Consider the following 22,376-nt stretch of genomic DNA (forward strand, 5'->3'; position numbering starts at 1 on the left):
TCAGCACCGCTGCAGTGCGTGCGGTTGAGGCGCCTGCCCAACTAGAGTGCGCTTAGCCGAGAGTCCGGGCGGGCGCGGGCTGCGGGTGCATGATCGCGCGCTGACGTTCTTCCTCAAGGAATTTCATGATGATCGGTGCCACGGCCTCGGCGCGGGTTACCAGGAACAGGTGACCATCGTCGATTACGTGCAGCTCGGAGTTGGGGATGCGCCAGGCCAGCAGACGCATATTGATTAGCGGGATCAGCGGGTCGTCGTCGCCAGCCATCACCAGTGTCGGTTGGCGGATCTTGTGCAGCCAATGGATGCTGGTCCAGCCGAGGCCGGCGAACAGTTGCCAGTAGTAGCCCATCTTGCCGCCCGAGCGCACTTTACTGGCATGCGCCAGGGCCAGTTTCGGGTCGCGGCGGAAAGCGCCGCCGTAAATCTCTGGAGCAATCTGCACGCCGTAGGACGGCTGCACATAGCGTCGCGGGCTGGCCATGCACCAGAGCACCTTGGGTTTACCGGGCACCATCACCGCACCGGCCGAGGTGGCCGCGAGGATCAGCTTCTTACAGCGCTCCGGGTAATCGTGGGCGAACTGCTGCGCCAGGGCGCCGCCCCAGGACACGCCAATCGCATTGACCTGACCGTAGTCGAGGTAATCGAGCATGCGCGCCGCCAGCTTGGCCAGGCCAGGAAAGCGATATGGCGTGCTGGGCGTGGAAGAGCCGCCGACGCCGGGCACGTCGAAGGCGATGACCTCCAGGCCAGGGTCGAGGGCGCGTACAAAGGGCATGACCAGCTCCAGGTTGGCCCCGATGCCGTTGAAGATCAGCAGCGGGGTCATCTTGCCGTCACCGGGGCGAACCGCAGTGCGGATGGTCTGGCCGTCCAGTTCAATGGTACGGAATACAAAAGGTAGCGACATGCGCAAAAGCCCTATCAATTAAAACGCTGGATCAGACCCTCCGGGTCTTTTCCAGAAACGCCAGGGCAAAGCCTGGTTCGCCTCACCCGCGCAAATGAGTGGGTGGGCGAGCGACACGTCCAGTGCCGCGGGCAGTGTTGCGCAGTGCGCAGGTAATCAACGTTCGTGAACGTAGGTGCCGGGGGCTGCTTCGCCGGCCGGGTATTTTTTGTTGCCCAGTTGGGTCGGTGCTTTTTTATGCTCGCCAGAGCGCTCGCTGAGCCAGATTTGCCAGTGCAGCCACCAGGAGTCGGCGTGCTTGGTCGAGCTGGCTTGCCAGGTTTTTGGGTCTGCGTGCATCTGGGTATTGGTCATGTAGCGTGCTTTCGGGTTACCCGGCGGGTTGAGAATGCTCTGGATATGCCCGCTGTTGGACAGCACGAACTCGATATTGCCGCCGAACAGGTTGGCCGACTTGTAGCACGACTCCCACGGCGTGATGTGGTCAGTGGTGCCGGCCACGCAGTAGAGGTCGCTGGTGACCTGCTTGAGGTCGACCGGCGTGCCGCAGACTTCCAGCGCTCCCGCGCGGATCAGCGGGTTGGAGGTAAACATGTCGATAAACTCGCCATGCAGGGCAGCCGGCAGGCGCGTGGTGTCGTTGTTCCAGTAGAGGATATCGAACACCGGCGGCTCGTTGCCCAACAGGTAGTTGTTGACCCAGTAGTTCCAGATCAGGTCGTTGGGGCGCATCCAGGCGAACACCTTGGCCATGTCGCTACCTTCCAACACGCCTGCCTGATAGGAGCGGCGCTTGGCCATCTCCAGGCTTTTTTCGTCGGCGAACAGCGCCACATCGGTTTCCAGGCGGTTGTCCAGCACGCTGACCAGCAGGGTCAGGGCATGCACCTTCTTCTCGCCCCGCGCGGCGTAATGGCCCAGCAGCGAGGTGGTGGTGAGGCCGCCGGAACAGGCCCCGAGCATGTTGATGTCCTTGCTGCCGGTGACGGCGGTGACCACGTCGATGGCTTCTTTCAGCGCTTCGATATAGGTCGACAGGCCCCACTCGCGGTGCGCTTTGGTCGGGTTGCGCCAGCTCACCACGAAGGTTTGCACGCCATTGCGCAACAGAAAGCGCGCCACGCTCTTTTCCGGCGACAGGTCAAAAATGTAGAACTTATTGATCTGCGGCGGCACCACCAGCAGCGGGCGCTCTAGCACCTGCTCGGTGATCGGTTTGTACTGGATCAGTTCCAGCAGGTCGTTACGAAAAATCACCGCACCATCGGTGGTGGCCAGGCTTTTGCCAACCTCGAAGGCCTTCATGTTGACCTGGCTGGGCATGCCGCCGTTGTTGACGATGTCCTGAGCCAGGTGCGACAGGCCGTCGAGTAGGCTCTTGCCGCCGGTCTCAAAGAAGCGTTTGACTGCAGCTGGGTTGGCCATGCTGTTGCTGGGGGCCATGGCTTCGGTCATCAGGTTGATCACGAAGTGGCCACGGCTGGCATCCTGCTCGGACAGGTTGCTGTGCTCGACCCAGTCATGCAGCTCTTTGCGCCAAGCCAGGTAGGTCTGCAGGTAGCGGCGGTATAGCGGATTCTGGCTCCAGGCTGGGTCGGCAAAGCGCCGGTCGCCTTCGGCGGGAGTGAGGTCGGACTGGCCGAGCAACACGTTCTTCAGCTCCATGCTGAAGTGGGCAAGGTGTTTGGCGCTGTGCAGGGGTTGCTTGAGGGCTTGCTTGAGCACGACGCGGGCTGAGCTAAGCAGATCTTTACCACGGATGCCGATTACCGGGTTAAGGCCCAACGTGTTCTCGGAGGCCTGGTGTTTCAGGTCATCATTATTCTTATTTGTCATCTACAACGCTCCATTGTCCTGAGACGAAATACCGGCGTAAGGCTGTGCACGGCGACACAGGGCTAGAACCCGCTCCAAGTCTGCTGCGCGTCGGTCCTGCTGCGTTAAGAGCCGGCTCGGAATGCTCATGTACAAAAGTACACTCCGCTTCCTCGCCTGCTCTTGCCTTGCATGACTCTAGCTCGCGAGACTTTGAACAGGTTCCATGAACCAGGTATTGCCCGGATTACCAAGGGCGGATCACTCCGCAATATTCCTCGTCGCAGGGGCTGCCTGGCGCGAGAAAACTTCCAACTACTTGGTTACCCGAGTTTGAGAATTTGTGCAAGCCGGCCGCGATCCAGGCCGCATGCGCGATGAGTATGCAGAGAAGGATTAGAAAATGCGCTCTAACCGGTCAGGATCAACGGGCTAGACGGGCTGTTGCGCTGCGGTCGATTGCCGCTTGGAGGGGGGGAGGAAATAGCTGCAGTCCCTCAGCCAGTTCCTGAAGGCATGCCGCGTCAGCGTTTCAAAGCATCAGCTTGATCACGCTTTCGCTAGGGTCGCGGGACTTGCCTGCGGCGGCGAGAGTGGCGAGGTAATCGCTCCACAGCTCGGCCTGACGCATGGCTAGCTGCTCCAGATAATCCCAGGTAAACAGGCCGCTGTCGTGGCCATCATCGAAGGTCAGTTTCAGCGCGTAATTGCCGGCGGGCTCGATCTTGCTCAGGCCGACATGCAGCTTACCGGTTTGCAGGATGGGTTTGCCGTGGCCCTGGACCTCCGCCGAGGGCGAATGCACGCGCAGGAACTCGGCTGGCAAGGTGTAGTGCTCGTCGGCCCCGTAGTGCAGCTCCAGGGTTTTCGAGGCTTTGTGCAGTTTGATCGCGGTGGGGATGCGCATGGGCGGGTTCCGCAGGAAATGTAGCTCTGTAGCCCGGATGCAATCCGGGGCTTCTGTGCGATGCCCCCGGATTGCATCCGGGCTACGTGTAGCGCGTTACAGAATATAGCGCGACAAATCTTCATCCTGCGCCAGCTCTCCAAGGTGGCTGTTGACGTAGGCGGCGTCGATCACGATCGGTGTGCCGTTCTGCTGGCCGGCCAGATCGCCAGCGCTGAAGGAAACTTCCTCCAGCAGGCGTTCGAGCAGGGTGTGCAGGCGTCGCGCGCCGATGTTCTCGGTCTTCTCGTTGACCTGATAGGCAATTTCGGCGATGCGCTTGATGCCGTCGGCGACGAACTGGATGCCCAGGCCTTCGGTGTTCAGCAGCGCGGCGTATTGCTCGGTCAGCGAGGCGTGCGGCTCGGTGAGGATGCGCTCGAAGTCCTGCGGGGTCAGAGCCTTCAGCTCCACGCGAATCGGCAGGCGGCCTTGCAGCTCCGGTACCAGATCGCTCGGCTTGCTCAGGTGGAACGCGCCGGAGGCGATAAACAGGATGTGGTCGGTCTTGACCATGCCCAGCTTGGTGTTGACCGTGCAGCCTTCGATCAGCGGAAGCAGGTCGCGCTGCACGCCTTCGCGGGACACATCGGCGCCGCCGGTGTTGCCGCGCTTGGCCACCTTGTCGATCTCGTCGATAAACACGATGCCGTTCTGTTCCACGGCTTCCAGGGCCTGGGCCTTGAGCTCTTCCTCGTTGACCAGGCGCGCGGCTTCTTCGTCGCGCACCATCTTCAGGGCTTCCTTGACCTTAAGCTTGCGGCTCTTTTTCTTGCCCTTGCCCATATTGGCAAACAGGCTTTGCAGCTGGTTGGTCATCTCCTCCATGCCCGGCGGAGTCATGATTTCGATGCCTGCCGGAGCGTCGGCCACTTCGATCTCGATCTCCTTATCGTCCAGCTGGCCTTCGCGTAGGCGCTTGCGGAACAGTTGGCGGGTGTTGGAATCACTACCCGGCGCGGCTTCTTCGCTGAAACCGGTGCGGGCCGGCGGCAGTAGGGCATCGAGGATGCGCTCTTCGGCAGCGTCTTCGGCGCGGTGGCGGACCTTGATCATCTCCTGCTCGCGCAGCATCTTGATCGCCGCATCGGCGAGGTCACGGATGATCGACTCGACATCGCGGCCGACGTAACCGACTTCGGTGAACTTGGTCGCTTCCACCTTGATAAACGGCGCGCCGGCCAGTTTGGCCAGGCGACGGGCGATTTCGGTTTTGCCGACGCCGGTGGGACCGATCATCAGGATGTTCTTGGGCGTTACTTCGGCGCGCAGCTCAAGCGGCAGCTGCATGCGCCGCCAGCGGTTGCGCAGGGCGATGGCCACGGCGCGCTTGGCGTCGTCCTGACCGATGATATGGCGGTTGAGTTCGTGAACGATCTCGCGGGGCGTCATGGACATGCGGGGGTACTCCAGAAAAGACCGCTAATCAGGTGTTTAAAGCGTTGCGAGCGCAGCAGCTTTAAACGGCCGGATCGGCGCAGTCTTCTTCTTCGATAGTCAGGGTTTGGTTAGTGAAGACACAGATGGAACCGGCAATGTTCAGCGCGGTTTCGGTGATTTCACGGGCGCTCAAGTCGGTTTTCTGCAGCAAGGCCATGGCCGCAGCCTGGGCGAAGCCGCCGCCGGAGCCCATGGCGATCAGGCCGTGCTCGGGCTCAACCACGTCGCCGTTGCCGGTGATGATCAAGGAGGCGTCTTTGTTGGCCACTGCCAGCATGGCTTCCAGGCGGCTTAGGGAGCGGTCGGTGCGCCAGTCTTTGGCCAGCTCGACGGCGGCGCGCACCAGGTGGCCCTGGTGTTTCTCCAGCTGGCCTTCAAAACGTTCGAACAGGGTAAAGGCATCGGCTGTGGCACCGGCAAAGCCGGCCAGCACCTGGCCGTGGTACAGGCGGCGAACTTTTTTCGCGTTGCCTTTCATCACGGTATTGCCGAGGGACACCTGGCCGTCGCCGCCCATGACGACTTTGCCGTTGCGGCGCACTGAAACGATGGTGGTCAAGGGGAGAATCTCCACGCAGCGGGGCGAAAGTGCCCAATGCCGAATGAGGTGGGGGCAGTGGCGGCCCGCTTCAAGCCCTGAGGGGCACGCTGTCCGACAAATAGTCGTTAGAGAGCGCCGCAGGGCCTGAAATCGCGCGGTTTATTGCGCCTGGCGCTGCTGTAACAACAGATTGCTAAAGCCGCTGGCAGCCAGGGATTTCTGCGCCTGGCCGAGCTGTTCGCGGGTGGCGAAGGGGCCGACCAGCACGCGGTGCCAGGTTTCCTCGCGCACCGTACCGGATTCCACCTGCACGCTCTGCCCGAGCAGGATGATCTGCGCGCGCAGACCGTCGGCATCGTCCTTGCGGCGGAATGAGCCGGCCTGGAGGAAGAACTGCGAGCTGACCGGGCCTTTGGCGATTACCGGCGGCGCAGGTGGCGGCACCTCACCGTTGAGTGCGGCTTCGGCGCGAGCGGCATCGATCTTCGCCGCTTCTTCCGGGGTAACCGGCTTCTGTGCCGGTGGAGCGGGCGGCTCGATGCTTTGCGGCGGCAGGATCACTTCCGATTCCGGCAGCAGGGTGTAGAAGTCGTACTTGGGCTTGGTCGGCTCGTTGCTGGCGGGCTTGGCGGCCGCCGCCTTGCTGGCCTGAGTGGCGCGCGCCTGTTCGACTTTAGTACGCCTGATCTCATCGCGCCCTGGTTCGAGGCTGAACAGAAACATCATAAAGCCGCCGATCACCAGGCCGCAGATTAGCCAGAACCAGCCCGGCACCGGCTTTTTTGCCGGTGCCTGGTAACGGCTAGCGCCGCGTTTCGGGGCGGGTTTCTTGCGCGCGGCCATTTACATGCGCTCCAGGGTTTCCAGGCCGAGCAGTTCTAGGCCCTGCTTGAGTGTGCGCGCGGTCAGCGCTGCCAGGCGCAAGCGGCTGTTGCGCACAGCGATGTCCTCGGTGGACAGAATCGGGCAGTTCTCGTAGAAGCTGGAGAACAAGCCGGCCAGGTCATACAGGTAGGCGCAGAGCTGGTGCGGCTCGCCCTTGTCGGCGACGCTGGCGAGCACTTCATTGAGCTGCGCGAGCTTGCCGGCCAGTTCGATTTCCTGAGTGGCCTGCAGGTCGAGGTTGCCTTCGATTTCGTCGAAGCCCTTGCCCAGCTTGCGGAACACGCTGGCCACGCGGGTGTAAGCGTACAGCAGGTAAGGTGCGGTGTTACCCTCGAAGCTCAGCATCAGCTCGAAGTTGAAGCGGTAGTCGCTGGTGCGGTGCTTGGAGAGGTCGGCGTATTTCACGGCGCCAATGCCCACCGCGCGGGCGATCTGGCGCAGTTCGGCTTCATCCAGCTCGGGGTTCTTGCCCTTGACCAGGGTGTAGGCGCGCTCTTCGGCTTCATCGAGCAGGTCAACCAGCTTCACCGTGCCGCCATCGCGGGTTTTGAACGGGCGGCCATCGGCGCCGTTCATGGTGCCAAAGCCCATGTGCTCCAGCTGCATACTGGCTGGGACAAAGCCGGCCAGGCGCGCGGCGGTGAAGACCATCTGGAAGTGCAGGGCCTGGCGCTGATCGACGAAGTACAGCGCGCGGTCGGCCTTCAGCACGTTGGCGCGGTAGCGCGTGGCGGCCAGGTCGGTGGTGGCGTACAGGTAACCGCCGCCAGCCTTCTGCACGATCAGCGGCAGCGGGTTGCCTTCGGCGTTCTTGAACTCGTCCATAAACACGCACTGCGCGCCGTCGCTTTCGCTGAGCAGGCCCTTGGCCTTGAGGTCGGCGACCACGTTGGCCAGGTCGTCGTTGTAGGCACTCTCGCCCTTGACGTCGGCCATGGAGAGCTTCACGCCAAGGCGGTCATACAGCGCCTGGCAGTGGCTCAGGGAAATATCGTTGAAGCGGTGCCACAGGCGCAGGCATTCGGCGTCGCCGGCCTGCAGCTGCACCACCAGCTCGCGGGCGCGTTCGGCGAACTCAGGGGATTCGTCGAAGCGCTTCTTCGCCGCGCGGTAGAAGCCTTCCAGATCAGCCAGCTCGCTTTCGGCAGCGGCCGGGTTTTCCTGCATATAAGCCAGCAGCATGCCGAACTGGGTGCCCCAGTCGCCGACGTGGTTCTGCCGGATCACCTCGTCGCCGAGGAACTCCAGCACCCGCGCCACACCGTCACCGATGATGGTCGAGCGCAAATGGCCAACGTGCATCTCTTTGGCCAGGTTGGGCGCGGACAGGTCGACCACCACGCGCTGCGCCGGGCCGGCCTTGCGTACGCCGAGTTTGGCGTCGGCCAGCAGGCCATCCAGGCGCGCGGCCAGGACCTGGGTGTTCTGATAGAAGTTGAGGAAGCCCGGACCGGCGATCTCGACCTTGCTGATCGCGGCATCGCTTGGCAGCGCGGCGATCAGCTTCTCGGCCAGGTCACGCGGCTTCATGCCAGCCGGCTTGGCCAGCATCATGGCGATATTGCTGGCGAAGTCACCGTGGGTTTTGTCCTTGGTGTTCTCCACCTGAATGGCCGGGCTCAGGCCTTCCGGCAGCACGCCGTCGGCAGTGAGGCGGGACAGGGCTTGCTGGATCAGGTGGCGAATGCTGTCTTTCATGGTCTGCTCGGTCGGCCGTGGGGGCGGCGGCGCACAAAGGCGCTGGTTGAAAACTGCGCATTATCGACGCCCTTCGCCCGCAGCTTCAAGCAGCGTGTGGTTTTGACCGGTTAAAGACGGGCGAAGCGTTGTGTAGCCCGGATGAAAACCGGGGCACGTTGGCACCTGCAAATTAGTTCCCGGATTGCATCCGGGCTTCGGGGGTGCGCGTTGGTAGGGCGGACATGGCGCAGCCTTGTCCGCCACTGATATTCGGAAGGTGGACAAGCCTTCGGCATGTCCTCCCTACGAGGCTGTAGACCTTGCACATGCACAGGATCTAAGGGCTAGCGCTGCGCCGTGCCGCGAGCCGCCGCGTTGCCTGCAACGAAATACGGTGCTGTGCTGCGTGGCAGCGGGGCGCGGCCACGGATTTTGTCGGCGATTTTCTCGGCCATCATAATGGTCGGCGCATTCAGGTTGCCGGTGACAATCAGCGGCATGATCGACGCATCCACCACGCGCAGGCCCTGCACGCCGTGCACCCGGCCTTGGCCGTCGACCACCGCCATGGCGTCTTCGCCCATCTTGCAGGAACACGACGGGTGGTAGGCGGTTTCCGCATGTTCGCGGATAAAGGCGTCCAGTTCGGCATCGGTCTGCAGATCGGCGCCGGGGCTGATCTCGCGTCCGCGATACGGGTCCAGGGCGGATTGCGCCATGATTTCGCGGGTGATGCGGATGCCGTCGCGGAACTCGCGCCAGTCCTGCTCGTGAGCCATGTAGTTGAACAGGATGTTCGGGTGCTGGCGCGGGTCCTTGGATTTGACCTGAATACGCCCACGGCTAGGCGAGCGCATGGAGCCCATGTGCGCCTGGAAGCCGTGCTCCTTCACCGCGTTGCTGCCGTTGTAGTTAATCGCCACCGGCAGGAAGTGGTATTGGATGTTTGGCCAGGCAAAGTCTGCGCTGGAGCGGATAAAACCGCCGGCCTCGAACTGGTTGCTGGCACCGATGCCCTTGCCGAGGAACAGCCAGTTGGCACCAATCATCGGCTGGTTCCACCATTGCAGCGCCGGGTACAGCGATACCGGCTGTTTACAGGCGTACTGCAGGTACACCTCAAGATGGTCCTGCAGGTTCTGGCCGACGCCGGGCAGGTCATGCACCAGGGGGATGTCCAATTCACGCAGCAGCGCCGCCGGGCCGACGCCGGAGCGTTGCAGTATCTGCGGCGAGGCAATCGCGCCGCCACACAGCAGCACTTCGCGGCGCGCGTTGACGGTGATGGGGGTGTCGTTGTCACCCTGCAGATACGCCACGCCACTGGCGCGATTGCCGCTAAACAGAATGCGGTCGGTCAGGGCGTGGGTAACGATGGTCAGGTTCGGCCGTTCGCGGGCCTGATCGAGGTAACCACGCGCGGTGCTGGCGCGGCGGCCCTTGGGCGTAACGGTACGGTCCATCGGGCCGAAGCCTTCTTGCTGGTAGCCGTTGAGATCGTCGGTACGCGGGTAACCCGCCTGCACGCCGGCTTCGACCATGGCGTGGAACAGCGGGTTATTGCCGTTTTTCGGCGTGGTCACGCTCACTGGGCCATCGCCGCCGTGGTAGGCGTTGGCGCCGATGTCACGGGTTTCCGCCTTGCGGAAATACGGCAGGCAATCCAGATAACTCCAGTCTTCCAGGCCCTTTTCTGCGGCCCAGCCGTCGTAATCCATGGCGTTGCCACGGATGTAGCACATGCCGTTGATCAGGGACGAACCGCCCAGGCCTTTGCCGCGCCCGCATTCCATGCGGCGGTTGTTCATATGCGGCTCGGGCTCGGTCAGGTAGGCCCAGTTATAGCGTCGGCCTTGCAACGGAAAGGCCAGGGCGGCGGGCATCTGGGTGCGGAAATCTAGGCGGTAATCCGGCCCGCCGGCTTCCAGCAGCAGCACGCTGACGTCAGCGTCTTCAGTCAGGCGGGTGGCCAGCACGTTACCGGCCGAACCGGCGCCGATGATGATGTAGTCGAATTCTTGGGGCATAAAAGCTCCTGTAGCCCGGAGCACGCCGGGGCAAACGCGGTGACTGTTCCCGGATTGCATCCGGGCTACGGGGCTGCTCTATGTAGGGTGGATGACGTAGTTTTCATCCACCAATGCAGTTGGTGGATGGGTGAAGCGTCATCCATATATGGACTCCTCCCGTTTTGCCAGTGAAATACACATCCAACGAACCTAGGTACGACTGCTTCCGTATATCCGGCTTCTGATAAGGCGTTGGGTGCCTTGAGCCATGATGAATATCCGCTCATGTGTTCCTGATCGCCCTAGCGGCCTTGGTTTACAGAGGGCCTGTGGGTAAAGCAGGTTTTACACATGCCGGCTCGACCGGTTCGTCATCACTGCATGTCACTGTGCAATCGTGGTGGATCTTCTACGGTGTCACTTCATTCCAGCTTGGGTACTTCAGGTTTACGCCTCAGCAGGTTGATAGTCTTCCCCTTGCTGAGGATCGCCCAGATGATCCGGGCATTCTTGTTCGCCAGGGCGACCGTGGCGATATTTGTGTTGCGTCGACACTGCAACTGCTGCAGCCAGGTGCTGCGTCGATCCGTCTTTTCCTTACAGGTCTTCAGCACCGCACGAGCGCCATGGACCAATAACGTGCGCAGGTAACAGTCACCCTTTTTGCTGATGTGCCCCAGACGCTCTTTGCCGCCACTTGAATGCTGGCTCGGCACTAATCCCAGCCAGGCCGCGAACTGTCTGCCCGAACTGAACTGCCGTGCATCACCCACTGCAGACACCACGGCAGTCGCGCTGATCGGGCCAACGCCCTCCACCTGCAGCAAACGCTGGACACGCTCATCCGTCTTAACCTGACGGTGAAGCATGCTGTCCAACTGTTTGACTCGCTCATCCTGTCCCTGCAGCTCATCACGCAATAACTCGAGCATTTCGTGCAGCTCGCCCGGTAATGTCTGGTGTTCGTCCAGCGCCTGCTGCAGCAACGCGCGGGTGGCCGCTATTCCCTGGCGACTCGCCACCAAACCGAACTCGCCAAGCAGGCCACGTATCTCGTTAACCAACGCTGTACGCGCCCTGATTAACCGGCTTCTGATCCGGTGCACCGACTGCCCAGCTTGCTGCTCGGCACTCTTCACCGCGACATAACGCATCGTGGGTCGGCTGGCAGCCTCGCAAATCGCCTCCGCGTCGTTGGCGTCGTTCTTACCACTCTTGACGTAGGGTTTGACGAACTGCGGCGCAATCAACCGCACTTCATGCCCCAACTTGCCCAGCTCGCGCGCCCAGTAATGCGAACTACCACAGGCCTCCATCGCCACCAAGCACGGCTCTTGTTGGCGGAAAAAATCCAGCATCTGTGAACGCTTGAGCTGCTTACGGCACTTCACCTGCTCGTGGCTATCGACGCCATGAACTTGAAAAACCTGTTTTGCCAAATCGATGCCGATTCGCTTAAGTTTCATGGTGACTCCTCCCTTCGTGGCTGTTTGGTTGTGACAACCTCAGTCTGGCGCATAGACGCCGTAGGAGGGAGGAGTCCATCTCATTGCCCTACGAAGTCGCGCGCCTTGAGAATGAACATAGGATCTTCAGGGTGCTGATCTGTAGGAGCGGGCCATGCCCGCGAAGCGCTATCGCGGGCATGGCCCGCTCCTACAAAGGGTTTGGTGGTTAGAACACCGAGGTGTAGCCGCCCAGCTCAACCTGAACCGATTTGATCCGCGTGTAGTGCATCAGGGTGGTCAGGCCGTTTTCGCGGCCGACGCCGGATTGCTTGTAACCGCCCACCGGCATCTCCGCTGGCGACTCGCCCCAGGTGTTGATCCAGCAGATACCGGCTTCCAGCTTGTGGATTACCCGGTGCGCGCGGTTCAGGTCGCGGGTCACCACGCCGGCGGCCAGGCCGTATTCGGTGGCGTTGGCGCGGCGGATCACTTCCTCTTCGCTGTCGTACACCAGAATGCTCATCACCGGGCCGAAGATTTCCTCACGCACGATGGTCATGCCGTCGTTGCAGTCAGTGAACACGGTCGGCGCGACATAGGCGCCCTTGGCGTAGTCGCCCTCGGTCACTCGGTTGCCGCCGATCAGCAGGCGTGCGCCTTCGCTGCGGCCTTTTTCGATATAGCCGAGCACGCTGTCCATATGCGCTGCGCTGACCAGCGGGCCGAAGTTGGTGGCCTCATCCTGCGGGTTGCCCAGGCGGATGCGCTTGACCCGCTCAACTAACTTGGCCTCAAAACGCGCCTGCAGCATGCGCGGCACAAACACCCGCGTACCGTTGGTGCAGACCTGGCCGGAGCTGTAGAAGTTGGCCATCACCGCAATATCGGCGGCGCGGTCGAGGTCGGCGTCTTCGAAGATGATCAGCGGCGACTTACCGCCCAGCTCCATGGTCACTTCCTTGAGCGACGAGCTGGAGGCGCTGGCCATAACCTTTTTGCCGGTTACGGTGCCGCCAGTGAAGGAAATCTTCTCGATGCCGGGATGCTCAGTGAGCAGCTGGCCGACTTCGCTACCACTGCCGGTAAGCACGTTAAACACGCCATCCGGCAGGCCGGCGGCGCTGTAGATTTCGGCGAGCTTGAGCGTGCTGAGCGAGGTCACTTCGCTCGGCTTAAAGATCATCGCGTTGCCGGCGGCCAGGGCCGGGGCGGATTTCCACAAGGCGATCTGGATCGGGTAATTCCACGCGCCGATGCCGGCGACCACGCCCAGCGGCTCGCGGCGGGTGTAAACGAAGCTGGTTTCGCGCAGCGGGATCTGCTCGCCCTCGATGGCCGGGATCAAGCCGGCGTAGTACTCCAGCACGTCGGCGCCGGTGACGATATCGACGTAGCGGGTTTCGCTCAAAGGCTTGCCGGTGTCGAGGGTTTCCAGCTCAGCCAGCTCATCGTTGCGCTCGCGCAGAATGTCCACCGCCTTGCGCAGGATGCGCGAGCGCTGCATGGCTGTCATCGCCGCCCACACCTTCTGCCCTTCGGTGGCGCTGACCACGGCCAGTTCCACGTCCGCTTTGCTGGCGCGCTGCACGCGAGCGAGTACTTCGCCAGTGGCGGGGTTGATGCTGTCGAAGGTCTCGCCGCTGGTGGCCGTTACATAGCGGCCACCAATGTAGAGTTGCTGTTCGTCGAAGCAGGGCATGGCGTATTCCTCGTGTGCGGTGGGGCGACGCGAGCCGCCTGGCGCAGGTCGTCAGTGTAAGCAATATAGACGCAAGGCTAAATTATCTTAATTGAACGATCAATCAATAAAAGCGGCGATGGGCAATCAAACACGACACGCCGGGCGTTACAGCGGGGGTATTGGGATTGTTTGCGGCAATGCGTGCCGTAAGGTTTTGCAGGGCGCAGGAGTGAATGGCTGACATCATGCGTAGGTTGGTGTTGAGCGCAGCGAAGCCCAACAGGGACTGGCATATCTCGTTGGGCTTCGTCGCTTTGCTCCTCTGGCTAAGCGCCCCGCCCCAACCTACGTGTTATCGCTTCGCCCATGTAATTGGGTGGCTATTGCGCCTTGGCCAACTGCAGATCAAGGTACTCATAGGCGATCTCAATCGCCTGGCGGGTGTCGAAGCCCTCGCCGGACAGTGCGCCGCGCAGCCACAAGCCATCGACCAATGCCGCCAGACCACGGGCGGCGGTGCGCGCCTGCTCCTGTGGCAATACCCGGCGGAATTGCCCGCACAGGTTGGAATACAGACGGTGATCGTTGACCCGCTGCAAACGCCGCAACGCCGGCTGATGCATGCTAGTGGCCCAGAACGCCAGCCAGGTTTTCATCGCCGGGCCGTTGACCTGGCTGTCATCGAAGTTGCCTTCAATCATCGCCCGCAGGTGTTCGCGCGGCTGGTCCGGCGGCAGGCTGGCGCGACGTTCGCGCACGGCATCGCTGAGCGCCTGCATCAGGTGACGCATGGTGGCGTCGAGCAGGCCGTTCTTATCGCGGAAATAGTGGCTGATGATGCCGTTGGAGACCCCAGCGATCCGCGCGATATAGGCGATGCTGGCATCACCCATGCCGACCTGATCAACCGCTTCGAGGGTGGCCGCGATCAATTGCGAGCGGCGGATCGGTTGCATTCCGACCTTGGGCATCTGCTTCTCCATCGATGGGGGCGTCCCCGGAATGCGCGCAGTCTAGGCCGGTTATTGTTGAACGATCAATCAAACATGACGTTCCAGGGATGACCTGTCGGTCAAGGGAGTGGCGCTTAACTCGGCAATTAAGGCTCAGTCAGGCATCGAATACCGGGCGAAAGAAGGTGCGCTCGTAGCTGATGATGCACTGGGTCTCTTCCGCATATTTAAACGCCGCCAGACACTCGGCATCGGCAAAGGATTTCAGCCGATACTGCTCGTACTCCGCCAGGCTGGGGAAGCTGAACATCGCCAGGCCGATATTGTTGGCGCCTTCCGAGGGCAGAAAGTAGCCGTGATGGGTGCCGCCAAACTTCGCCACCAGGGCAATCCATAGCTTGCCGTAATGCTCGAATTCCTTGAGCTTGCGCGGGTCGAGCACATAGCGGATATGGCAGGTGATCATGCGGGAGCCTCAACTAGTCTGCGCTGGCTTATTCAGGCCGTTCACTGGTTCAACGGCGAGTGAGCTGAGTGAATATTTCCATTACAACGGGCACAACAGACAGAACCAGCAATGCTGACATGCTGTAGTTGAACCACTTTCGATTTTGCTCACTCTTCAGCAAGGTTTTAAGCACTGAGCCGAAAAGCAGCCAAACCCCAACGCATGGGAACGACACGATAAAAAAGGTTAGAGCTATTGTCAGGTTCTGCGTGTAAAAACTCGCGCCAATGGTTGTGAAGGCTGCAATTGCCCCTGTAGCGACTACCCACGCCTTCGCATTTACCCACTGAAACAAGGCACCTTTCATAAAGGTCAGGGGTTTGGCTTGATGCTCTGCAGTAACCGCTCCGGTCGATTTGGCAATTAACCAGGCTAGATAGAGTAAATACAGCGTGCCAACGCACTTGATGATGAAGTGCAAACTGGGGAATAGGTCAAACAGTTGGGCAAACCCTAGCCCTACAAGCAACAGCATGATGGTAAAGCCAACGCATATCCCCGTCAGTAACGGCAGGCTTTGCTTGATGCCGAAATTCAGGCCGGATGTCATCACCATAATGTTGTTTGGCCCAGGTGTTACTGAGGATGAAACAGCGAAGAGAATGACTGCGAGTAAATATTCCATGTGTCTGTCCATAGCTCTTTGTTTCAGTAGATGTGGGGTCTGTTGGGTCTAAATCAAGTTTTCTATTTCGGATATTGAACTGTCGGGCGGTACTTGCCCGGCCCGATAAGCGAGCGGGTTACTTTAAGCGGATTGCTTGTTTGATGTGTGGCGACTCATCTTGGCTGATGCTGAGCCAAGGCCAGCGCTGCTGATACGACGCGGCCTTCTGGGCAAAAAGATTTTTGTGCGGTTTCAGCGGGTTTGGCGTCAGGATGCCCTTATACAAAAGCTCAAGGCCGTTTGGTGCATAGACCTCTGTGGGGTTAATGCCAACGCATGTTCCGGGTATCAGAAAGCGGTCGATACCCTCCCTGGCACTGCTCAGCGCTGCATAGGGATGGCCAAAATGCTGTTCATACCAAAGATGAACCCGCGCCTGGTTGGCGACTTCCACGGTTATGCTCAGGTCTGCCAGCACGGTTTCTACATGGCGCTGCACGGCGTTTTCAGCTGCTTCGCTCAGGTCAGTAGGGTCGAAGTAGAAGACGTCATAGTCCTTGATTTTGCTCTCCGGCGGCTGCCCAGAAAGTACATTCCACACTGTTTGGAATAGGCAGCCGGCGACTAGCCAGCCATCCGTAAGGTTCAGTGCATCCCAACGCTCTATGATCTGTGCGTTATGGTGGTTATGCAGTACGTCGGCGCGAAATTTTGCTTGCATGGTGATCTACACAAAAGGTGGCAGGTTTATCCAAGGGTTTGCTCTGTGCTTACACAAACCAGAATTCAACCTCATCGGTCTCGACCTCAAATAATGCCGAGTGCTCGACATGGGCCGGTACGTGATACCACTCGCCGACGCCAACCCTGATCGTTTGATTATTCATGCTCAGGATCAATTCGCCGCGCGTAATCACGCCATGGTTATCGGTGTCATGGGTGTGCGGCGGGATGGAGGTGCCGGCAGGGTAGGAGGCAAACAGAACGGTGCTGTCTTTTGCCTCAAGCTTGTAGGCGTCAAAGCGGCCATCGAATAAGGGCAGTTGCTTGATTCGGGTTGGGTATTGGCCAGGCATGTGGGCGTTCTTCCTTGTAGTCCATCACGGGTGATTGAATTTATGGTTGTGGAGCGTCTCTGACCGGAGCAGTTAAATCCGATCCCATAGGCTCGGAAGTAGCGCTTGAATCTTGGCTGGCTTCGGCAGCAAGCTTTAAACGGTCAGCTTTGCTGACATAGGTGGACTTTTTCTTGGGTGCCAATTTGGCATTGGCTTTCTTGGCGTGCGCTTCGAGTAGCTGTTTGATTTTCTTGCGGCGGTTCATTTTTTAGCTCGGCGTGGTTAGCAGATGCAGGAGCATTGTATGCCCCTAACATTCCGTTGGCTTGTAGGGGGTGTACCCATGCTCATTACGGTAGTGGCCCGATACGAGACAGCAGCGAGGGCTTGTTGCGCATTGCGCTGGTAATAGCATCAATGCCCAAGACGCTAACGACCGCCGCAGCGAGTAGGGGGCCGGCGGTGCGGTCAGACATGACGACAATTGCGACCGCAAGCACGATCAGGAATAGCCCGAACACTGCGGTGATGATTCGGTAGTTTCTTGACCCATCTGCACTCTTTTTCATATGGCCTGATGTTTGGTTGGTGAGTGGGTTTTAGTCCGTCCTAGCAAGCGAAGCGAACGGTTTTAACCAGTAGTTAGAGTGGCCGAATGGTTTTGCTCATTATTAATATTTTCTCAGCCCCTTCATGGTCTTCGCGCACCTTGGTGTAACCTAATTTCCTGTAAAAGCCTTCAGCGGTGATTGAAGATGGCACGGTTAGCGTTGTGATGTTTTTCTCCGAGGCCCGCGCTTCTAATTGCTTCATTATAGCTAGGCCAATGCCAAGCCCTTGGAGTTCTGGCATTACAAAAACAGATCGTATGGTCTTTGCATCCAAACTTGCGGTTCCCACAACTCTTCCATCTTTTATGGAAACGTACATTTCACGGGTAGACATACGATCTTTTATTTGGTCAGGGGAAAAGCTTTCCGGCAGCTTGTCGATAACAGATTTAGGATAGTCTTTGGCGTTGGTTTTTTTAATTGCGGAGATTATTACGCTGCTGATTTCTGCTGCGTCTTCTTGGCGTGCTTTGCGAATAGATATGGTCATTAGCAGTGCCTCTAACGCCTGCCATCAACTGCGCGAGGTACGAGCGTTGATTGCACGGCATTGTTATAGCTCAACCGGTTCACTGCGCGCCCTTTCCCATGTTTGAGCCATTTGCTTCTTCGCCGGCCCCCAGCGGTAACCACCCAGAGCGCCACTTTGCTGTATAACCCGACGGCAAGGGATCAGCAACGCGATCGGGTTCGCGCCAATGGCGTTACCAACCGCTCTTGCCGCCTTAGGGGCGCCGAGCGACTTCGCAACCTGAGCATAGCTGGCCACTGCACCCGGAGGTATTTTAAGCAGCGCACGCCACACAGCGATTTGGAAGTTCGTCCCTGACACATGAAGTGATAGAGGACCTTGCCTGGAGTCTTCATGACTGGAAAAGAACGCATCAATAGCATGACGTGTAGACAGAATGTTTTCCTTGATTGAACTCAAAGGCCAAGCGTTTCGCAAGTCATTCAAGTATTCCTCCAAGCTGTTAAGTTCCATGAACTCTGCCCTGCAAACACCGCGCTGGGTTACTGCCACAAACATACGACCCAGCGGCGTAGAATGTACGCCATACTCTATATTCACCAGCTTTCCTCCGCTCCTGTACTCGCCCGGCGTGACTGCTTCAAGCTGAACAAAATGATCATGCAGCCGGGAGCTGCCGCTGAGACCAAGCTCATGTGAGACATCGAGCAAAGAACGAGATTCATCCAGCAGCGTCTTGCCTCGTTCCAATGTCAGGACCTGCAAAAAGCGCTTCGGTGTTGTACCTGCCCAGCGGCAGAAAAGCCGCTGGAAGTGATAAGGACTCAGGTGAACATGGCTGGCGATCTCCGCTAAACTCGGTTGATCGGCTGCCCTTTTCACCAGATAATTCATAGCGCTTTCAATGCGCTCATAGTCTGACATGACGTTAGCTCTCAGACACGGTTTATGGATACACCACCGTCCACGAGCATCGCAGAGCCCGTAGTAAAGCTGGAAGCATCGGAAGCTAGATAGAGTGCAGATTGGGCTATCTCTTCTGGCTTCGCTATACGTTTAAGCGCGTGCAGGCTCGATACAAACTCCTTCGCCTCCGGCGTATTTGCAAACTCCTGCGCCGCTGCTGTATCCGTTCCTCCCGGCAATAATGCATTTACCCGGATCTTGTGAACACCATATTCGGATGCGAGCACCTGGGTTAGTCCAATCAACCCTGCCTTACTGGCCGCGTATGCGGCCATTCCCGGCATACCCGCTGTATAGCCAACAAAAGTAGAAGTGAAGATCAGCGATCCACCACCGCCTGACAGCATGGCAGGCAGTTGGTACTTTGCAGCCAAGAAGGCACTGGACAGATTTGTCGCGATAACCTGATTCCAGTCCGCCAAAGACATTTCGGGAACCGGCCCCATGGCGCCCAATATACCCGCATTATTGAAGGCGACATCCAGGCGACCATACCTGGCTAAAGTTTGCTCAACCAAGGTTTTGGCAAATGCCTCTTCACCAACGTCGCCCGCTATCGCCAACGCTTGCCCTCCTTCTTCACTGATAAGGTTAGCCAGGGCATCAAGTTCTGGCTCTCTTCGTGCCGCCAGCACCACAGAAGCTCCTTCTTTGGCAAAAAGTCGCGCAGTCTCGCGACCAATACCTGCACTGGCACCAGTAACAATAACGACTTTATTCTTGAGTGTGCTCATATATTGACCTCTTTGACTCTGTTCTAAATAAGTTGGTTTTACCGGGAACAGAGTAAATTTTAAGAGGCCACTCGCAGCCTGCCGACCCGAATCTTGCTATGTTGGTTTGGCGCTATAAGGTGAAGCGCACCGTTGGCTTTTTTGGAGTGAAGCGGAGAAAAAGCCATCCGCATAGCGCGACTGGTTATGTAGTTCTGAGGTCTGAACAAAAATTCAAAATTTCCTGGACCACTTCATCAGGTTTTTCTTCAATGACAAGGTGGCCTGCATCATTGATCACGCGAAGAGCCGATCCTGGAATCAGGTTGCGGAGTTCTTCTCCTCGCTCCAGCGGTATCCAGCTATCCTCCCGTCCCCAGAGGATCAAGGTAGGGGTAGTAATCGTAGGATAAAGCGACTGGACCTCGTCGGTATATTTAGAATCTGCTTGAGCCATCTGACGATAGAAAGCTGTCTTTCCTTGCTCGCCAGTCCACGGCGAAACGATTCCCTTTAGTGTTGCCTCATCAAGTTGCTTGAAAGCAGCTGTTTGCACGTAGGACTGGACCACAGCTTCGTGAATATAGTCTGGGAGCCCTGAAAAAGCGGCTTCATACGTGTTTACGTGGCGGAAAAATGGCGAGCCCCAAGGAGAAATTGCGACCGGGTCAATCAGAATAATCTTCTTAAACGACCGTTCATTGAGAAGGTGGGCTCTGAGCGCGGTAGCGCCTCCGAAGTCATGACCGACAATAATCGGATTATCCAGCTCCCAATGGGTAAGCAAGCTATCCAACACCTTATTCTGCACACCCAACGACACGTCGCCTTTTACCGTGCAAGACTGGCCATAGCCCAGCAAGTCAAAAAAGTAGACCGTGTACTCTTTGGACAGCTTCTGTATCAGAAGCCGCAGATTGAATGATGACCAAGGAGTTCCATGAACAAGGACCATTGGTGGGCCTTCACCTAACCGGTCATAACGAACTTTCCGCCCATCGTAATCATAAAATTTAGAAAGTTTCCAACTGCTCAATGCTCGAACTCCTTTTCTACATAACGTTTGGTTAAGGGGCGGGCTTTAGCTCGACCCAGAGAGCGACGCGAACGGTTTTAACCCGTTGTTAGATGCTGGCTCATCGGGCCTCCGCTTTTCTAAAAGGCTCTGTCTCATGCAGATATCGAGTAAATGTATCTTTTGGTCGCTCAAGGCCATTTGATGCCAGCGTCCGCGAAGCCATGCCTCTGTGGTTACTGCTGTGGGTTAATAGGTGAATCATTATTTCTTCTACTGAAAGATTGCCATAGTCGCCGTCAGTGAATTTGAAAGCGATGGCCTTACTCATAATTTCAGGAGTGGCTGTTGCGGAGAAATGAACAAGCCATGAGTCATTTCTCTCAATTCTTTCTTTTAACTCTGAGTAGGTTGGTGTTTCTATCGTATTATCAGCTGAATAAAGCTCTGGTGTTCTTGATATTCGGCTGATAAATAGGCTGTCAACCACAGTCGTGTGGTTGAGGATTCTGATAAAAAATGTGGCATCGCTTTCGGGGAGTAAGTGCAGCTGGCGCTCTCCGAAATTTAGTAGTTCGGCGTTCGCCCATTTTTTATATTTAAATGCATTTTCAAACAGCAACTTAGAAATCTCCATTTTCTGTTGAGAGCATTGTTTTCTTGCTCCAGCACCTAACGTTTGGTTAAGTGGAGGGCTTTAGCCCGTCCCAGCGAGCGATTTGAACCAGTTTTTAGATGCGCCTTTGATCGCAAGCCTGAATGCGCATACAATGTGCGCATGACTACCCAGGAGGGAATGCCCATGCTCGCTGCCTACAACCCTCATGCCCCAAAACGGGCCGCCAACCTCAGTGTTAACGGTGACTTGCTCAGTAAAGCCAAGGATTTGGATATTAACCTCTCCGCGACATTGGAGCAGGCTCTGGCCGAGGCCCTGAAGAAAAAACAGCGCGAGCAGTGGCTGGCAGAGAATCGCAAAGCCATCAATGCCTACAACGAACATGTTGAAGCTCATGGCGTGTTCAGCGACGACCTACGGAGCTTCTGATGCCTCAGTTCGCCGTACACAAGAACACCAATGCTGCTACCAATGCTGCCGTGCCCTTTCTGCTTGACGTGCAAAACGACCTGATTGCCGAACTCGGCACACGGGTTGTAGTGCCTCTCTACACGGCTACTGCCATGAAAGGGAAAACTCTCAGAACCCTCACACCAACGTTTGAAATTGATGACAAACAGTATGTGATGGTGACTCCGCAATTGGCCGGTATAGCTAAGAAGCAACTCGGTACTCAAATTGCCGACCTCTCAGAACAACGCAATGAAATAATTGCTGCTATTGATTTGCTTATCACTGGCTTTTGATAGGTACGTCTAGCGTTTGGTTAAGGGGCGGGCTTTAGCCCGTCCCAGTGAGCGAAGCTGGCGGTTTGAACCTATTGTTATGTTTCGTCACCACCAGACTCGGATTCTCGTAATAGCTGATTGCTACGCCGTACTGTCAGAATATCAACCTGATCTTTGACGCTATAAATAACGCGATATGCACCAAACATTACCTCTCTGATGCGATGCGCGCCAACTTCAGGAACAATGCGCCCACTTTCAGGAAAGTCAGCCAAGCGTTCTACTGTGGCAAATAGCTCATCGACCGACTTAACTGCTGCAGCAGGCTTGTCTTCGGCAATGTATTGAGCGATATCTTCTACGCGCTCCAACGCAAGCGGAGACCAGACGATTTTCATCGGGACAGCCTGCTCAGGACCCGGGATTTTGCGTCTTGATGGGGGATACCTGCCCCGCTGGCAATTTGCTCCTCGGCTTTATAGACCTCTTCAAGTACCTCCAGCCGTTCTTGCATCCTCTCGTACACCTGTACATCAACCAGAACGGCAACGCCGCGCCCTCTCTGCGTTAGCACCATGGGGCGGCGGGTTTCATGGATCTGTTTTACAAATGTGGCTACGCCCGCTCTGAACTCAGAGAGGGGGCGTATATCTTCATCTACATGGACTCGTGACATGGCAGGCACCTGCGTACGTTTACTTGTACCTCTGAGCGTACGCCAGAAGCTGGGGGAGGGCAAGGTAAGGGCTTGTAACGATTAAGCTAAGG

General features: G+C 58.0%; 26 protein-coding genes. 2 read left to right on the forward strand and 24 right to left on the reverse strand.

Features of this window, described 5'->3' with window-relative positions:
* Positions 1-52 precede the first annotated feature (52 nt).
* The 22 genes from phaZ to AC0T4W_RS01480 form a co-directional block, all read right to left on the reverse strand.
* The gene (gene phaZ / locus AC0T4W_RS01375; protein WP_476315152.1) at positions 53-913 is read right to left on the reverse strand and encodes a poly(3-hydroxyalkanoate) depolymerase; all 861 of its coding nucleotides are present in this window, start codon (positions 911-913) and stop codon (positions 53-55) included.
* A gap of 156 nt (positions 914-1,069) precedes the next feature.
* Positions 1,070-2,749 carry a class II poly(R)-hydroxyalkanoic acid synthase gene (gene phaC, locus AC0T4W_RS01380; RefSeq protein WP_476315155.1) on the reverse strand — a complete coding sequence of 560 codons (1,680 nt, stop codon included), beginning with the start codon at positions 2,747-2,749 and terminating at the stop codon, positions 1,070-1,072.
* A 511-nt stretch (positions 2,750-3,260) separates the two neighbouring features.
* Complete coding sequence (locus tag AC0T4W_RS01385) at positions 3,261-3,635, reverse strand: gamma-butyrobetaine hydroxylase family protein (protein ID WP_476315158.1); 375 nt, start codon at positions 3,633-3,635, stop codon at positions 3,261-3,263.
* Positions 3,636-3,731: 96 nt separating this feature from the next.
* Complete coding sequence (gene hslU, locus AC0T4W_RS01390) at positions 3,732-5,072, reverse strand: HslU--HslV peptidase ATPase subunit (protein WP_476315160.1); 1,341 nt, start codon at positions 5,070-5,072, stop codon at positions 3,732-3,734.
* A 61-nt stretch (positions 5,073-5,133) separates the two neighbouring features.
* Positions 5,134-5,673, reverse strand: coding sequence for an ATP-dependent protease subunit HslV (hslV, locus tag AC0T4W_RS01395; RefSeq protein WP_167146634.1), 540 nt, complete (start codon positions 5,671-5,673; stop codon positions 5,134-5,136).
* A gap of 141 nt (positions 5,674-5,814) precedes the next feature.
* On the reverse strand, positions 5,815-6,498 hold the full coding sequence (locus AC0T4W_RS01400; RefSeq protein WP_476315164.1) for an SPOR domain-containing protein: 684 nt from the start codon (positions 6,496-6,498) through the stop codon (positions 5,815-5,817).
* Positions 6,499-8,238: an arginine--tRNA ligase gene (gene argS / locus AC0T4W_RS01405; protein ID WP_476315167.1), complete on the reverse strand. Its 1,740-nt coding sequence runs from the start codon at positions 8,236-8,238 to the stop codon at positions 6,499-6,501.
* A 326-nt stretch (positions 8,239-8,564) separates the two neighbouring features.
* Positions 8,565-10,247 carry a choline dehydrogenase gene (gene betA, locus AC0T4W_RS01410; RefSeq protein WP_476315170.1) on the reverse strand — a complete coding sequence of 561 codons (1,683 nt, stop codon included), beginning with the start codon at positions 10,245-10,247 and terminating at the stop codon, positions 8,565-8,567.
* A gap of 404 nt (positions 10,248-10,651) precedes the next feature.
* A complete protein-coding gene (locus tag AC0T4W_RS01415; RefSeq protein WP_476315173.1) occupies positions 10,652-11,695 on the reverse strand; it encodes an IS110 family RNA-guided transposase in 1,044 nt (347 codons plus the stop codon).
* Between the two features lie 208 nt (positions 11,696-11,903).
* Positions 11,904-13,376, reverse strand: a complete 1,473-nt coding sequence (gene betB / locus AC0T4W_RS01420) for a betaine-aldehyde dehydrogenase (protein WP_476315176.1) — start codon at positions 13,374-13,376, stop codon at positions 11,904-11,906.
* 362 nt (positions 13,377-13,738) lie between these two features.
* Positions 13,739-14,329 carry a transcriptional regulator BetI gene (gene betI / locus AC0T4W_RS01425; protein WP_476315178.1) on the reverse strand — a complete coding sequence of 197 codons (591 nt, stop codon included), beginning with the start codon at positions 14,327-14,329 and terminating at the stop codon, positions 13,739-13,741.
* 139 nt (positions 14,330-14,468) lie between these two features.
* Positions 14,469-14,777 carry an NIPSNAP family protein gene (locus tag AC0T4W_RS01430; protein WP_282874240.1) on the reverse strand — a complete coding sequence of 103 codons (309 nt, stop codon included), beginning with the start codon at positions 14,775-14,777 and terminating at the stop codon, positions 14,469-14,471.
* Between the two features lie 49 nt (positions 14,778-14,826).
* Positions 14,827-15,444 (reverse strand): LysE family translocator, encoded by a 618-nt coding sequence (locus AC0T4W_RS01435; protein ID WP_476315183.1) that lies wholly within the window; start codon positions 15,442-15,444, stop codon positions 14,827-14,829.
* 118 nt (positions 15,445-15,562) lie between these two features.
* On the reverse strand, positions 15,563-16,147 hold the full coding sequence (locus AC0T4W_RS01440; RefSeq protein ID WP_476315186.1) for a nucleotidyltransferase family protein: 585 nt from the start codon (positions 16,145-16,147) through the stop codon (positions 15,563-15,565).
* 49 nt (positions 16,148-16,196) lie between these two features.
* On the reverse strand, positions 16,197-16,502 hold the full coding sequence (locus AC0T4W_RS01445; RefSeq protein ID WP_476315189.1) for a cupin domain-containing protein: 306 nt from the start codon (positions 16,500-16,502) through the stop codon (positions 16,197-16,199).
* Between the two features lie 40 nt (positions 16,503-16,542).
* Complete coding sequence (locus AC0T4W_RS01450) at positions 16,543-16,749, reverse strand: DUF2986 domain-containing protein (protein ID WP_476315192.1); 207 nt, start codon at positions 16,747-16,749, stop codon at positions 16,543-16,545.
* 85 nt (positions 16,750-16,834) lie between these two features.
* Positions 16,835-17,053, reverse strand: coding sequence for a hypothetical protein (locus AC0T4W_RS01455; protein ID WP_476315195.1), 219 nt, complete (start codon positions 17,051-17,053; stop codon positions 16,835-16,837).
* A gap of 73 nt (positions 17,054-17,126) precedes the next feature.
* Complete coding sequence (locus tag AC0T4W_RS01460; RefSeq protein ID WP_476315198.1) at positions 17,127-17,585, reverse strand: GNAT family N-acetyltransferase; 459 nt, start codon at positions 17,583-17,585, stop codon at positions 17,127-17,129.
* Between the two features lie 63 nt (positions 17,586-17,648).
* The gene (locus tag AC0T4W_RS01465) at positions 17,649-18,491 is read right to left on the reverse strand and encodes a bifunctional transcriptional activator/DNA repair enzyme AdaA (protein WP_476315201.1); all 843 of its coding nucleotides are present in this window, start codon (positions 18,489-18,491) and stop codon (positions 17,649-17,651) included.
* A gap of 11 nt (positions 18,492-18,502) precedes the next feature.
* Entirely contained in the window at positions 18,503-19,267 is a 765-nt protein-coding gene (locus tag AC0T4W_RS01470; protein WP_476315204.1) for an SDR family oxidoreductase, read from the reverse strand.
* A gap of 184 nt (positions 19,268-19,451) precedes the next feature.
* Positions 19,452-20,282 (reverse strand): alpha/beta fold hydrolase, encoded by an 831-nt coding sequence (locus tag AC0T4W_RS01475; RefSeq protein WP_476315207.1) that lies wholly within the window; start codon positions 20,280-20,282, stop codon positions 19,452-19,454.
* Positions 20,283-20,382: 100 nt separating this feature from the next.
* Complete coding sequence (locus tag AC0T4W_RS01480; RefSeq protein WP_476315210.1) at positions 20,383-20,883, reverse strand: DinB family protein; 501 nt, start codon at positions 20,881-20,883, stop codon at positions 20,383-20,385.
* 180 nt (positions 20,884-21,063) lie between these two features.
* On the opposite strand from AC0T4W_RS01480, the gene AC0T4W_RS01485 reads away from it, so the two are divergent.
* Together AC0T4W_RS01485 and AC0T4W_RS01490 are read left to right on the forward strand one after the other, a co-directional pair.
* A complete protein-coding gene (locus AC0T4W_RS01485) occupies positions 21,064-21,309 on the forward strand; it encodes a type II toxin-antitoxin system CcdA family antitoxin (protein ID WP_476315212.1) in 246 nt (81 codons plus the stop codon).
* On the forward strand, positions 21,309-21,626 hold the full coding sequence (locus AC0T4W_RS01490; RefSeq protein ID WP_476315215.1) for a CcdB family protein: 318 nt from the start codon (positions 21,309-21,311) through the stop codon (positions 21,624-21,626). Before AC0T4W_RS01485 ends, AC0T4W_RS01490 begins: the two co-directional genes overlap by 1 nt.
* 77 nt (positions 21,627-21,703) lie before the next feature.
* Here the strand turns inward: AC0T4W_RS01490 and AC0T4W_RS01495 are convergent, their stop codons facing one another.
* Together AC0T4W_RS01495 and AC0T4W_RS01500 are read right to left on the reverse strand one after the other, a co-directional pair.
* Positions 21,704-22,006, reverse strand: coding sequence for a type II toxin-antitoxin system RelE/ParE family toxin (locus AC0T4W_RS01495; RefSeq protein WP_476315218.1), 303 nt, complete (start codon positions 22,004-22,006; stop codon positions 21,704-21,706).
* Complete coding sequence (locus tag AC0T4W_RS01500) at positions 22,003-22,284, reverse strand: type II toxin-antitoxin system Phd/YefM family antitoxin (protein ID WP_476315221.1); 282 nt, start codon at positions 22,282-22,284, stop codon at positions 22,003-22,005. The genes AC0T4W_RS01495 and AC0T4W_RS01500 overlap by 4 nt, the downstream gene beginning before the upstream one ends.
* Positions 22,285-22,376 lie beyond the last annotated feature (92 nt).

This window comes from Pseudomonas sp. C7.1 (assembly GCF_056312395.1).

Excerpts from the sequence above, each read along its gene's own strand:
- AC0T4W_RS01495 (WP_476315218.1), bottom strand. The coding sequence starts at position 22,006 with ATGAAAATCGTCTGGTCTCCGCTTGCGTTGGAGCGCGTAGAAGATATC.
- AC0T4W_RS01445 (WP_476315189.1), bottom strand. The coding sequence starts at position 16,502 with ATGCCTGGCCAATACCCAACCCGAATCAAGCAACTGCCCTTATTCGAT.
- phaZ (WP_476315152.1), bottom strand. The coding sequence starts at position 913 with ATGTCGCTACCTTTTGTATTCCGTACCATTGAACTGGACGGCCAGACC.
- AC0T4W_RS01400 (WP_476315164.1), bottom strand. The coding sequence starts at position 6,498 with ATGGCCGCGCGCAAGAAACCCGCCCCGAAACGCGGCGCTAGCCGTTAC.
- AC0T4W_RS01455 (WP_476315195.1), bottom strand. The coding sequence starts at position 17,053 with ATGAAAAAGAGTGCAGATGGGTCAAGAAACTACCGAATCATCACCGCA.
- argS (WP_476315167.1), bottom strand. The coding sequence starts at position 8,238 with ATGAAAGACAGCATTCGCCACCTGATCCAGCAAGCCCTGTCCCGCCTC.
- AC0T4W_RS01415 (WP_476315173.1), bottom strand. The coding sequence starts at position 11,695 with ATGAAACTTAAGCGAATCGGCATCGATTTGGCAAAACAGGTTTTTCAA.
- betA (WP_476315170.1), bottom strand. The coding sequence starts at position 10,247 with ATGCCCCAAGAATTCGACTACATCATCATCGGCGCCGGTTCGGCCGGT.
- betB (WP_476315176.1), bottom strand. The coding sequence starts at position 13,376 with ATGCCCTGCTTCGACGAACAGCAACTCTACATTGGTGGCCGCTATGTA.
- hslU (WP_476315160.1), bottom strand. The coding sequence starts at position 5,072 with ATGTCCATGACGCCCCGCGAGATCGTTCACGAACTCAACCGCCATATC.
- AC0T4W_RS01465 (WP_476315201.1), bottom strand. The coding sequence starts at position 18,491 with ATGTCAGACTATGAGCGCATTGAAAGCGCTATGAATTATCTGGTGAAA.
- AC0T4W_RS01385 (WP_476315158.1), bottom strand. The coding sequence starts at position 3,635 with ATGCGCATCCCCACCGCGATCAAACTGCACAAAGCCTCGAAAACCCTG.
- AC0T4W_RS01435 (WP_476315183.1), bottom strand. The coding sequence starts at position 15,444 with ATGGAATATTTACTCGCAGTCATTCTCTTCGCTGTTTCATCCTCAGTA.
- AC0T4W_RS01500 (WP_476315221.1), bottom strand. The coding sequence starts at position 22,284 with ATGTCACGAGTCCATGTAGATGAAGATATACGCCCCCTCTCTGAGTTC.
- AC0T4W_RS01470 (WP_476315204.1), bottom strand. The coding sequence starts at position 19,267 with ATGAGCACACTCAAGAATAAAGTCGTTATTGTTACTGGTGCCAGTGCA.
- betI (WP_476315178.1), bottom strand. The coding sequence starts at position 14,329 with ATGCCCAAGGTCGGAATGCAACCGATCCGCCGCTCGCAATTGATCGCG.
- AC0T4W_RS01490 (WP_476315215.1), top strand. The coding sequence starts at position 21,309 with ATGCCTCAGTTCGCCGTACACAAGAACACCAATGCTGCTACCAATGCT.
- AC0T4W_RS01440 (WP_476315186.1), bottom strand. The coding sequence starts at position 16,147 with ATGCAAGCAAAATTTCGCGCCGACGTACTGCATAACCACCATAACGCA.
- AC0T4W_RS01460 (WP_476315198.1), bottom strand. The coding sequence starts at position 17,585 with ATGACCATATCTATTCGCAAAGCACGCCAAGAAGACGCAGCAGAAATC.
- phaC (WP_476315155.1), bottom strand. The coding sequence starts at position 2,749 with ATGACAAATAAGAATAATGATGACCTGAAACACCAGGCCTCCGAGAAC.
- AC0T4W_RS01430 (WP_282874240.1), bottom strand. The coding sequence starts at position 14,777 with ATGATCACCTGCCATATCCGCTATGTGCTCGACCCGCGCAAGCTCAAG.
- AC0T4W_RS01450 (WP_476315192.1), bottom strand. The coding sequence starts at position 16,749 with ATGAACCGCCGCAAGAAAATCAAACAGCTACTCGAAGCGCACGCCAAG.
- AC0T4W_RS01485 (WP_476315212.1), top strand. The coding sequence starts at position 21,064 with ATGCTCGCTGCCTACAACCCTCATGCCCCAAAACGGGCCGCCAACCTC.